This window comes from Polaribacter sp. Hel1_33_78, from assembly GCF_900106075.1.
Lineage (GTDB): Bacteria > Bacteroidota > Bacteroidia > Flavobacteriales > Flavobacteriaceae > Polaribacter.
In genome coordinates this window covers 680054-692669 of the sequence record NZ_LT629794.1, presented here as the reverse complement: position 1 = coordinate 692669, position 12616 = coordinate 680054, and the positions used below count along the sequence as shown (strand labels likewise).

The window sequence follows — 12616 nt, the reverse complement described above, 5'->3', positions numbered from 1 at the left end:
ACTTCTAATTCTGATCTTGTTTCAGAATTTCATAATAATGAATAGTAAAAATCGGAATTACAGCAATGTAGTTCCCTTTTTTTTGAACGCTGCTTTATGTTGTTTCTTAAAAAATTTTCTAATATGTTTGTGATAACCAATACCATAAATTATCAATGGAAAATTATAAAAAAATAATCGAAGACATTTATTTTGAAGTAAAAACCATTGATGATACTGGCGAAATAGCCAATTACATCCCCGAATTAGCAAATGTTTCTAATCATAATTTTGGAATACATATAACAACAATTGACAAGGAATCTTTTGGAATTGGTGATTTTGACAAGAAATTTTCTATTCAAAGTGTTTCTAAAGTTTTTGCACTGACGCTAGCTTACAAATTTGAGGATACAAAATTATGGGAAAGAGTTGGTATTGAACCTTCTGGAAATCCTTTTAATTCATTATTACAACTAGAAACAGATCATGGAAAACCACGAAATCCTTTTATAAATTCTGGTGCAATTGTAATTTGCGATGTTTTATTGAGCCATCTTAAAAATCCAAAAGAAGATTTTTTAAACTTCTGTAAAGAGCTTAGTAATAATTCTTCTCTAAATTATAATGAAAAAGTAGCGCAATCAGAAAAAAAATCTGGCTATAGAAATAGTGCCCTTTGTAATTTTATAAAATCTTTTGGAAACATAAAAAATGATGTAGATGAAGTATTAGATTTTTACTTTCATATCTGTTCTTTAGAAATGAGCTGTAAAGAACTTTCTAAAATATCTCTTTTTTTAGCGGATGATAACTTCACGAGTCATAAAGGAAATAAAATTCTTACAATGAGTCAAGCTAAAAGAGTAAATGCAATTTTACTTACTTGTGGTTTTTATGATGAATCTGGCGAGTTTGCTTTTAGAGTCGGTTTACCCGGAAAAAGCGGTGTTGGTGGCGGTATTGTAGCGGTACACCCCGATAAATATTGTATTGCAGTTTGGAGTCCAAAATTGAATAAAAAAGGAAATTCTTATAAAGGCATGCTGTTTTTAGAAACCTTTACCACAAAAACGGCTTCTTCTATTTTTTAATTCGTTACAACATTCATGATTTCTGACCATAATATGATTAATTTTCATTTAGTTGGTTGCCACCCTTTTAAAAATACAACTTTACCAAGTACTTATTAAAAGTTGTAATATTTCAATAATCTTAAACAATTACCCCTTAAACTTCATACCTAAATGAACGACTTTTTTTGTTTCAAAAAAAGTTTCGTCGAAATAATTAGGTAGGTCATAAATAGTTGCTGAAGTATATATTTTTAATTCTTCAGATAAATCTCCACCTTTTAAATATAGAATTCCATTTTTTAAGTCGTGATTTTGCTTTTTAGCAATTCTACCTTTTGTCCAACGAACAAAAGTTTCCATTTGGGCAACTGCTCTACTCACAATAAAATCATACGTATCTTTTACATCTTCTGCTCTGCCATGAGTAGTTTTTACATTTACTAATCCTAAGCCAGCAACAACCTCATTTACTACTTTGATCTTTTTCCCAATGGAATCAACTAGGTGAAACTGGGTTTCAGGAAATAAAATTGCCAAAGGAATACCAGGAAAACCTCCTCCTGTTCCTACATCCATTACTTTAGAGCCTGGTTTAAAAGAAATTATTTTTGCTATCCCCAATGAATGTAGTACATGACGTAAGTATAACTCATCTATATCTTTACGAGAAACTACATTTATTTTTAAGTTCCAATCTTTATATAACTCTTGAAGTTTCGAAAACTGTTCAATTTGAGTCGGTGTTAAATCTTTAAAATATTTTTGTATAATTTCCATAAATTAAGTGTCAGCGACAAAAATAGTTATTGTTCACAAACAATTAGCAACAAAATCCTACGTTTATTACAGAAAGATATTTCAAAAACATTATTTTTGTTTATTATACATAATACATATGAAAGCAATAAACTTTTCAAGAGTAGATAAAGCTAAGTTCTTTAGAACTCTAAATAAAAGAGTGAATACATATTTCAAAGAAAATAACATTAAGAGAACAGGAAACTGGAAATTATATTCTAAAGCAATTATCATGTTTTCGCTGTTTTTAATTCCTTTTATTTTAGTATTAACGGTATCTATGCCTCAGTGGATAATGATTTTGTTAATGGTAGTTACAGGTATTGGTATGGCCGGTGTTGGTATGAATGTTATGCATGATGCCAATCACGAATCATTTTCTAAAAGAAAATGGGTTAATAAACTAATGGGTAGCAGTATCTATATTCTTGCTGGTAACGTTTATAATTGGAAAGTACAACATAATGTTTTACACCATACATTTACCAACGTAAAAGACCATGATGAAGATATAGATGCTGGTAGAATTATTCGTTTCTCAAAGCATTCTAAATGGTTAAGAATTCATAAACTTCAGAAATATTATTCTATATTTTTATATGGTTTGCTAACCATTAATTGGGCAATTACTACAGATATTAAGCAAATGCACCGGTATTTGAAACGAAAACTATCTTATGGTGAGTTTCCAAACCCTTCAACCGAATGGACGAAATTGGTAATCTCTAAAATTGCATATTATGCACTTTGGATTGTTTTACCATTATTAGCTTTAGACGTTTCATGGTGGAAAGTATTAATAGGTTTTTTTGTTATGCATTATACTGCTGGTATGATTTTAAGCTTGGTTTTTCAATTGGCGCATATTGTTCCAAATACAGAAATGCCAATTCCAGATAAAGAAGGAAATTTAGAACACACTTGGGCAGTCCATCAATTATACACTACCTCTAACTTTGCACCTAGCAACTGGTTAGTAAACTTTTATACAGGAGGTTTAAATCATCAGGTTGAACATCATATTTTTCCACATATTTCTCATGTGCATTATGAAAAATTAGCTAAAATTGTAAAAGAAACTGCCAAAGAGTTTAATTTGCCGTATAATGAATACGATACCATGCGTAAAGCAATTATAGAGCACTTTAGACATTTAGGCGTTTTAGGTAAAAACCCTGAATTAGTATAAGTAAAACAACAATTAACAGTAAAATGACACATCCATTATCGGACAGAATTAACAGCCTACCAACATCACAAACATTGGCAATGGCTGCAAAAGCTAGAGAATTAAGAGCAGAAGGAAAAGATATTATTGGTTTAAGTTTGGGAGAGCCGGACTTTAATACACCGGATTTTATTAAAGATGCGGCAATAGAAGCGATCAATGAAAATTACAATACATATACACCTGTAGATGGTTATGTAGAATTGAAAGAGGCTATTTGCACTAAGTTTAAACGTGATAATGGTCTAGACTACAAACCAAATCAAATAGTAGTGTCTACGGGCGCAAAACAATCTATCGCCAACATTGCACAAGTTTTGTTAAACCCTGGTGATGAAATTTTATTACCAGCGCCTTATTGGGTAAGTTATTCTGCAATTGCTATTTTATGTGAAGCAACCTATGTCGAAATTCCTTCTTCTATTGACAACGATTTCAAAATTACACCGGCTCAGTTAGAAGCAGCAATTACGCCTAAAACTAAAATGATTTTCTTTAACTCGCCAAATAATCCAAGCGGAACTATTTATAGTGAATCAGAATATCGAGCATTAGCAGCAGTTTTAGAAAAATATCCAAAGATTTTTATATTATCAGATGAAATCTATGAACATATCAATTACGATTCAAAACCGTTTAGTTTTGCAGCTATAGAAAGCATGTATGACAGAACCATTACCGTAAACGGTTTGGCAAAAGCATTTGCCATGACTGGTTGGAGAATTGGTTATATTGGCGCACCAGAATGGATTGCAAAAGCATGTACAAAGATGCAAGGTCAAATTACCTCAGGCACAAACTGTATTGCTCAAAGAGCGGCAATTATAGCAGTATTAGCGCCCGTTTCTAAAATACAATTTATGGTAGATGAGTTTAAAACTCGTAGAGATATCATTATTGGGTTATTGAGAGAAATTGATGGATTTAAAGTAAATGTTCCGGAGGGCGCTTTTTATGTTTTTCCAGATATTTCTGCTTACTTTGGTAAATCGATAGACGGAATAAAAATTGAAAATGCCAGCGATTTTTCTTTGTTCATCCTAGAAAAAGCCAATGTTGCTACTGTAACTGGAGATGCTTTCGGAGCTCCTAATTGCATCAGAATATCTTATGCAGCTTCTAAATTACAAATTCGTGAAGCTATTAAGAGAATAAAAAAAGCTTTACATTAAAAGCAAAAACATATCTATTATAAAATCCATCTTTTTTAGATGGATTTTTTTTGATGTTGTGTGTTTTTAAAACAATCTAAAATGTGTTATTTTATATATTTTAGATTTGTTCTTTCCTCAAAATTTACTCAAACTGATATTTAAAAGGATATCCTTACTATCACTAAACAGGACTTATTTATAAGCTACTTTCTCTATTCAAAATCCTTTTACCTTTTAGTAAACGATCATAATAATAGCAAATGCAAACAATGAAACTTGTAAAATAGTTCCTACTTGACTTTCTATTTTTCCATGATGATTTAAAATCATATCCTTAATTCTAGATACTGATTTAGATTTCTCTAACTTCATGTTCTTTTTAATTTCTTTTTTATACGCAGATGTTAAAATTCCTCTTTCTTCTAATGATACCGTTTTTAAATATTTCATGATGTATAAGTTTAATTGATTACATTAAATAGACGACTTAAAAAAAAATATGTTACAGGCTAAATATCATGAAATCATCACTAAAACTTCATTCTCTCAGGATTGATGGTTTACGACAATCAGAAAAAAAATAAAAATATATTTTAGAATTATGCATAAAAAGAAAGAAAAATATAAGAAATAGCTAGTTTATAGAAAAGCATCACAAATGAAATAATTTAATGCAATAAATAGGTTTCGTAAATTAATTACAAAAAAAATCACACCATTTCTGGTGTGATCTTATATATAATTTAAAAAAATATTAATCTACATTATCATGTAAAAAAGAGTTATTAGATTTAAAACCTAAATCATCATTGTCTTTTTTTAATGAAGTTTCTGTTTTACTTATGGATGTATTTTTATCTAAATCCACACCCATTCTTTTATATGCCGGTTGACGTTCTATTTCATCAATATTTTTACCTAATTGATCATTAAACTTATAATTAAAACCTTTCATTTTTTTACGTCTTTCCTCTGCTCTCTTTTGTAATTCAGAAATTGTTAAGTCTAATGGGGAAACTTCCTCACTCGTGGTTTCAATCTTATTAATTTCTGATTGCGGTTTTGTTGTTTTTAATTCAAATTGAAATTCTTCTTCCTCAATTACTTTTTTCTCCACAAAACTAGAACTTTTACCTATTGTTGGTTGAGCATCAAAATCTTCTAAAATATATCTTTTTTCAACTTCTTTCTTTTCAGCCTTAATTTCTTGCGCTCCATAAACCTCAATTTCATGGATATTTAATTCTTTCTCTATATTTAAATTAAATCTAATTTCGTCTTCAGACTTTATTTCTGCATCAGGATTTAAAGGTAAATCAAACATTAAATCTGTTTGAAATTGCGTCGATACTTCTTCCACTTTTTCTTCCACTTTTAAAGCATCCGTAATGATAAAATCATCTTCAGAAACAACATCACTAGAAACCTCATCAAAAGTTACTGGCATGTTTGAAATAATTGGATTTGTAGCCACTAAATCCATTTTTGGTTTAGTATCTTCCATTTCATCTCCTAAAACGTGTATAATTTTTTGTGCTCCCGTATTAGAAATGGGAGTATTTAAAGTAGGTGATTTCGTTACTGTTTTTTCTGTAAAGTTATACGTAGCTTTTTGTTCATCCTCTAAAGTGTGAATGATTTTTTTTACCTCTGTATTTGTAATTGTACTTTGTTGATCTGCCGCAAAACCAGTAGCAACAATTGTTACTGCAATTGCATCTCCCAAGTCCGCATCTTCTCCAATACCCATAATAATATTAGCGTCATATCCAGCTTCATCTTGAATGTAATCGTTGATTTCACCAATTTCATCTAAGGTAACTTCATTAGTCCCAGATACAATAAGTAATAATACATTTTTAGCACCTGTAATTTTATTATCATTTAATAACGGTGAATCTAATGCTTTTACAATAGCTGTTTTTGCTCTGGTTTGACCTTCTTCTTTTGCAGAGCCCATAATTGCTGTACCGCTATTAGAAAGGACCGTTTTAGCATCATGCAAGTCAATATTTTGTTTGTAGTGATGCGTAATAACTTCTGCAATTCCTTTAGAAGCAGTAGATAAAACTTCATCAGCTTTCGAAAAACCTGCTTTAAAACCTAGGTTTCCGTAAACTTCCCTTAATTTATTATTATTAATAACAATTAAAGAATCCACATTTTGGCGCAATTGATCAATTCCCAATTGAGCCTGTTTTGAGCGTCTTTTCCCTTCGAAAGCAAATGGCATTGTCACAATACCAACAGTTAAGATGTCCATGTCTTTGGCAATTTTAGCAATAATTGGTGCCGCACCAGTACCAGTTCCACCACCCATACCCGCAGTAATAAATACCATTTTTGTTTGGGTATTTAGCATTTGCTGTATTTCTTGCATACTTTCTTTAGCTGCTTGTGCCCCAATTTCTGGATTTGCACCAGCTCCTAAACCAGATGTTAAGTTTGCTCCTAACTGTATTTTATTAGGAATTGGGCTGTTTTCTAGAGCTTGTGCATCTGTATTACAGATTACAAAATCTACTCCTTTTATGCTTTGGGTAAACATGTGATTTACTGCATTGCTTCCACCACCACCAACACCAATTACTTTTATGGTATTAGATTGTGTTTTTGGCATGTCAAATAAAATGTTATCAAATTCTGAGCTCATAATAACGTTTATCTTTTTAAATTTTTATTAATTTTATTCTTTTTAATTTTACTAATCATGCTGATTTTACTCAGCGTTGTCTAAAAAATCCTTTAAACCTTCTGTAAATTTTTCGAAAAAAGATTTCTTCGTAGGTTTTGGTTTTTCCTCACTTTTTGCTTGAATTTCTTCTTGCTCTTCTGTCTCTGCATTTGATTCAGATACAGTCTCCTCAATAATATCTTCTACTTTAATATCTTTCTCTAAACCGACCATCAACAAACCAACAGCTGTGGCGTAAGAAGGACTTGACAAGCCTTCATCAGAATCTCCGGCTAAATGCTCATTAGGAAATCCTATTCTGGCATCCATACCCGTTATATATTCAACTAACTGACGTAAATGTTTTAGTTGAGAACCACCTCCTGTTAAAACAATTCCCGCAATTAGTTTTCCTTTTGCCGTTTCATGTCCGTAATTTTTTATCTCTAAATACACATGCTCAATAATTTCTTGAACTCTTGCATGTATAATTTTTGATAAATTTTTTAATGTGATTTCTTTTGGCTCTCTTCCTCTTAACCCAGGTATAGATACAATTTCTGTTTCTTTATTTTCTCCTGGCCAAGCAGAACCAAACTTAATTTTTAATAATTCAGCTTGTTTTTCAATGATAGAACAACCTTCTTTAACATCATCTGTAATTACATTTCCTCCAAAAGGAATGACAGCAGTATGTCTGATAATTCCGTCTTTAAAAATTGCTAAATCTGTAGTTCCGCCTCCTATATCAATGAGAGCGACTCCCGCTTCTTTTTCTTCCTGACTTAATACTGCTGAAGCCGAAGCTAAGGGTTCTAATGTAATTTCACTTAACCCTAAACCCGCACTTTTTACACATCGTCCAATATTTCTAATTGATGAAACTTGACCAACAACAACATGAAAATTAGCTTCCAAACGACCACCATACATACCTATTGGCTCTTTGATATCTGCTTGAGAATCTACTTTAAATTCTTGTGGTAATACGTGAATAATTTCTTCTCCCGGTAACATCACCAACTTATGAACTTGATTCACTAAGTCTTCAATATCATCTTCATCTATAACTTCATCAGCATTATTTCTTGTGATATAATCACTATGATGTAAGCTTCTTATATGCTGACCAGCAATACCAACAACAACATCTTCAATCTTTACACCAGAAACACTTTGTGCTTCATCTACCGCTTGTTGAATTGATTGAATCGTTTGTGTAATATTACTTACAACTCCACGTTTCACGCCTAGGCTTTTAGCTTTTCCGATACCAACAACCTCAATCTTGCCATATTCGTTTTTACGACCAATCATGGCAACAATCTTGGTTGTACCAATATCTAAACCAACAGCTATTTTATTGTCTTCCATTTTGATTTATTTAATGCACACAACTTGGTTGTGATATTTTAAATTTATTAAATTGTAATTTTTAATAGTTTTATCTTTAAATGTTTTGCTGTAAAAAGCTTTCAACTTCTTAAATTTTGTTTCCATTTCAGATAATTTTCCAAAATTTATTTTATAATCACCACTTCTCACAGAAAACTTATACTCATGAACTTCAGATTTTTCAATTCCAACAATCTCTTTATGTAAAAATTCATCCCCTAATATTAAAGAAATCAAAGGTAAAATCTCGTTAACAGCTTCCACATTTTCAACTCCCGAAATCAACATTACTCTTGCAGAATAATTATTGGACAAAGGGACTTTTACTCCTTGTTTATCAATGTAATAAGAGCCACTTTTTAAAACAATTCTAGCAACAGGTATCCGTTGTTTAATAATTGTTTTTAGTCTGCCATCAATCGTTAAAAAAATGGTTGCATTTTCTACATATGGATTTTTGGACACTCTATTCTCTAATCCGTATAAATTTATCACAGATTTCGCTTGGTTTTGCACTGTTTCTTTATTTTGTATTAACAATTTATTAACCATTGAATATGTTAAAAAATTATTATCCCCTTCTTCAAATTCTACAATAGGCTCTGCTATTTTTATTTGCAGATTTCTTGTTGATGAAAAACTGTACAAAAACCCTAAACCCACCATCAAAGCTGGAAATAACAAGTATTTTAAAACCTTTCTGAATTTCATTTTCTTGAATTATAAAAGTTTATTTTTACTTCATTTACCATTTCTCCAATGTCACCAGCACCTAACATTACAACTACTTTTGCTGTCGATTTTTTAATATCTTTTATTAAATTATTTTTTTGAACCAATTTTTTATGCTTGTTCTCTATTTTATGAAATAACCATTCAGAACTTACCCCAGCAATTGGTAATTCTCTTGCTGGATAAATATCTAATAATAAGATTTCATCAAATTTTGATAATGCAGTTGCAAAATCATCGATAAAATCTCTTGTTCTAGAAAATAAATGTGGTTGAAAAACAGCCAATACTTTTTCTTTGGGATACATTTCTCTTATGGAATTTTCTACTGCATTTATTTCTGTTGGATGATGTGCATAATCATCAATCAAAACAAAGTCACTCGTTTTTATTTTATAAGAAAACCTACGTTTCACCCCTTTAAAAGTTGACAAACTTAATTTAATTTTTTTTGCGGGAACACCATATACATCTGCCATTGCAAATGCAGCTAAAGCATTCATTACATTATGCTTACCTGGTAAATAGAATTCAATATTTTTTATACTTTCTGATGGTGTTTGGACATCAAAAATATACTTTCCACTTTCAATTTTTAAATTAAAGGCTCTGTAATCTGCGGCTTCGTTTACAGCATAGGTTAACCCTTTTAAAGGCAATCCTTTTGCAATGATTAATGTACCTGAAACTTTATTTGCAAACTCTACAAACGATTCTTCTAAAACTGCTGCTTCTCCATAGATATCTAAATGATCAGCATCCATAGAAGTTATACAAGCAATATTAGGACTCAATTGTAAGAAAGATCGATCAAACTCATCTGCTTCAACAACCGAAACTTTGTCTTCACCCAAAATTAAATTTGAATTGTAATTTTCAGCAATTCCACCTAAAAAAGAAGTCGCTTTTTGTTGATGCATAATATGTCCTAAAATAGAAGAAGTTGTAGTTTTCCCATGCGTTCCAGCAACAGCCAGACAAAAAGTGCTTTCTGTAATTTTACCTAAAACTTCTGCTCTTTTTAAAACCTTAAAATTATTATTTAAGAAGTAATTTAATTCTGTATGATTTTCGGCAATTGCTGGTGTGTACACAACCAAGGTTTTATCCTTATCTAAAAAAGAAATTGGTATGTTCTTTAAACTATCTTCAAAATGAATTTCAACACCCAATTCCTCTAAACTCGAAATTATTTGAGACGGAGTTTTGTCATAACCAGCCACAAGCTTTCCATTGGATGCAAAGTAACGAGCAATTGCACTCATTCCAATACCTCCAATACCAACAAAATAAATGGTCTGTATCTTTTTTAAATTCACTTTTTTAATAGTTTTTCAATCTCATTTACAATATCTGTTGTTGCTCCTGGCAATGCTAATTCTTTTATATTCTCTGATAAATGCTCTTGCTTTCCTATATCTTTTAAAAGCGTTTCAAAAACAATAGGAAACGTTTCTAACTCACTTTCTTTTAACAAAATAGCTCCATGTTTATCTGCTATGGACTTTGCATTTTTTGTTTGATGATCCTCAGCTACATTTGGTGACGGAATAAAAATGACAGGTTTACCAACGATACACAACTCTGAAACTGAGCTTGCTCCTGCTCTAGAGATAATAATATCCGTGGCAGCATATGCCAAATCCATTCTATTCACAAATTCATGCACTTGCACGTAACTTAAGTCATTGTATTTATTATACTCGTCAAAATATAGCTTTCCGCATTGCCAAATAATTTGAACCTCTTGGTTTTTGAAGAATTCCAAATTACCTTCAACAAGCTGATTTATTTTTCTTGCACCTAAACTTCCACCTAAAACCAAAATTGTTTTATTCGTTTTATGCAACTTAAAAAAATCTTTTGCTTCTTGTTCTTTGGAATAAATCGTCAACAAATCTTGACGAACAGGATTTCCTGTTTTTACCATTTTATCCAAAGGAAAAAAACGTTCTAAATGGTCATAGGCCACACAAATTTTGCTGGCTCTTTTACTCAACAATTTATTAGTAATTCCTGGGAAAGAGTTCTGTTCTTGTATTAAAGTAGGAATACCCTTTCTACTTGCCACTATTAAAGTTGGCCCACTCGCAAAACCTCCAGTGCCAATTGCTATATCAGGTTTAAATTGTTTGATAATTTTTCTTGCTTCCCACAAACTACTAATCAATTTAAAAGGAAAGGATAAATTATCTAGGGTTAATTTTCTTTGCACTCCAGAAATCCATAAGCCTTTTATATCATAACCAGCTTGCGGAACTTTTTCCATTTCCATTCTATCTTTAGCACCCACAAAAAGAAAATTTGCATCTGGATAGCGTAATTTAAATTCGTTAGCAATGGCTATTGCAGGATAAATATGACCTCCTGTTCCTCCTCCAGAAATAAGTATATTATATGGTTTCATGTAAAATATCTAAAGGGTTATCATCTAAAATATCTTCCTCTTCTACTTCTTTTGCTGCGCTTACACTAAGAATCATTCCTAATGCAAAACATGTCATCCAAATAGAAGTACCTCCACTACTAATTAATGGCAACGTTTGTCCAGTAACTGGAAACAAGTTGGCAGCAACAGCCATATTTATGGTCGCTTGAAATATAATTGGACAACCAACACCAACAACTAACAATGTTCCAAAAATGGTAGTTGTTTTTCTAATAACTACAAAAATTCTGAAGAGCAGCAAAAAGTAAATAAAAACGATTAAAAAACCACCTAATAAACCATATTCTTCAACAATAATTGCAAAAATAAAATCTGATGAAGATTGTGGTAAAAAGTTTTTCTGAACACTTTTACCAGGACCAACTCCTACCGGACCTCCTGTTGCAATTGCAATTTTTGCCTTTTGTACTTGATACGCTTCTTTATCTTCTGAATCTGAAAAATTCTCAATTCGATTTTGCCAAGTTTGCACTCTATTTGGCATTGCGTCTGGAAAGGCTTTTGCTATTAAAACAAAAAACAATAATATTACTAATCCAGTTCCTATAATAAATCCTAAATATTTTAATGGGTATCCTCCAATAAAAGTCAGCATTAAAGTCATAGCAAAAATGATGGCGGTTGTTGAGAAATTTGCAGGCAATATTAATATTAAAACTGCAGCTACTGGCACCCAAAGTTGCCATACACTTTCTTTAAAATTGATTTCTTTTTCTTTGTTTTTAGCTAAATATCGCGCTACATAAACCATCAACACTAAACCTGCTAAAGTAGATGTTTGAAAACCGATACCTGCAATACGAATCCATCTACTTGCATTCGCCCCTCCAATTATAGTTCCTTGCGCCAATGTAAAAACCAATAAGACAATTACAATGGGAAGCATTAATACAGATCCTCCTGAGAAATATCTGTAAGGAATTTTATGAACTCCGTAAATAATGCCAAAACCCATAATTAATAAAACCATGTGTTTTAGTAAATACCCTAAAGTAGAACCAGAACCAACAACATATACCAAGTTTGTGCTTGCACTATACACAGGCATAAAAGAGAATATTGCCAAAATAGCAACAATTGCCCAAATGGTGTGATCTCCTTTTATATGTTGAAAAATAGTTTTCATTTTTA

Annotated in this window: 11 protein-coding genes; 3 read left to right on the top strand and 8 right to left on the bottom strand. The window is 31.3% G+C overall.

Annotated features, from left to right (window positions below):
* The first annotated feature begins 155 nt into the window (after positions 1–155).
* A complete protein-coding gene (locus BLT88_RS03025) occupies positions 156–1073 on the top strand; it encodes a glutaminase (RefSeq protein WP_091952909.1) in 918 nt (305 codons plus the stop codon).
* A gap of 129 nt (positions 1074–1202) precedes the next feature.
* Here the strand turns inward: BLT88_RS03025 and rsmG are convergent, their stop codons facing one another.
* On the bottom strand, positions 1203–1832 hold the full coding sequence (gene rsmG, locus BLT88_RS03020; RefSeq protein WP_091952907.1) for a 16S rRNA (guanine(527)-N(7))-methyltransferase RsmG: 630 nt from the start codon (positions 1830–1832) through the stop codon (positions 1203–1205).
* A gap of 118 nt (positions 1833–1950) precedes the next feature.
* Between rsmG and BLT88_RS03015 the strand changes: the two genes are divergently transcribed.
* Both BLT88_RS03015 and BLT88_RS03010 read left to right on the top strand, forming a co-directional pair.
* Entirely contained in the window at positions 1951–3042 is a 1092-nt protein-coding gene (locus BLT88_RS03015; protein ID WP_091952906.1) for an acyl-CoA desaturase, read from the top strand.
* Positions 3043–3065: 23 nt separating this feature from the next.
* The gene (locus BLT88_RS03010) at positions 3066–4253 is read left to right on the top strand and encodes a pyridoxal phosphate-dependent aminotransferase (protein ID WP_172824237.1); all 1188 of its coding nucleotides are present in this window, start codon (positions 3066–3068) and stop codon (positions 4251–4253) included.
* 216 nt (positions 4254–4469) lie between these two features.
* Here BLT88_RS03010 and BLT88_RS03005 read toward each other — a convergent pair whose 3' ends face one another.
* The 7 genes from BLT88_RS03005 to BLT88_RS02975 all read right to left on the bottom strand — a co-directional run bounded on the left by BLT88_RS03005 (position 4470) and on the right by BLT88_RS02975 (position 12611).
* A complete protein-coding gene (locus BLT88_RS03005; protein ID WP_091952904.1) occupies positions 4470–4685 on the bottom strand; it encodes a hypothetical protein in 216 nt (71 codons plus the stop codon).
* Between the two features lie 304 nt (positions 4686–4989).
* Complete coding sequence (gene ftsZ / locus BLT88_RS03000; RefSeq protein WP_091952903.1) at positions 4990–6888, bottom strand: cell division protein FtsZ; 1899 nt, start codon at positions 6886–6888, stop codon at positions 4990–4992.
* Positions 6889–6954: 66 nt separating this feature from the next.
* Positions 6955–8283 (bottom strand): cell division protein FtsA, encoded by a 1329-nt coding sequence (gene ftsA / locus BLT88_RS02995; protein ID WP_036787545.1) that lies wholly within the window; start codon positions 8281–8283, stop codon positions 6955–6957.
* Positions 8284–8289: 6 nt separating this feature from the next.
* Complete coding sequence (locus BLT88_RS02990) at positions 8290–9015, bottom strand: cell division protein FtsQ/DivIB (protein WP_091952901.1); 726 nt, start codon at positions 9013–9015, stop codon at positions 8290–8292.
* Positions 9012–10355, bottom strand: coding sequence for a UDP-N-acetylmuramate--L-alanine ligase (gene murC, locus BLT88_RS02985; RefSeq protein WP_091952900.1), 1344 nt, complete (start codon positions 10353–10355; stop codon positions 9012–9014). Before murC ends, BLT88_RS02990 begins: the two co-directional genes overlap by 4 nt.
* Positions 10352–11443, bottom strand: a complete 1092-nt coding sequence (murG, locus tag BLT88_RS02980) for an undecaprenyldiphospho-muramoylpentapeptide beta-N-acetylglucosaminyltransferase (RefSeq protein WP_036787551.1) — start codon at positions 11441–11443, stop codon at positions 10352–10354. The genes murC and murG overlap by 4 nt, the downstream gene beginning before the upstream one ends.
* Complete coding sequence (locus tag BLT88_RS02975; protein WP_091952898.1) at positions 11430–12611, bottom strand: FtsW/RodA/SpoVE family cell cycle protein; 1182 nt, start codon at positions 12609–12611, stop codon at positions 11430–11432. The genes murG and BLT88_RS02975 overlap by 14 nt, the downstream gene beginning before the upstream one ends.
* Positions 12612–12616: the final 5 nt, after the last annotated feature.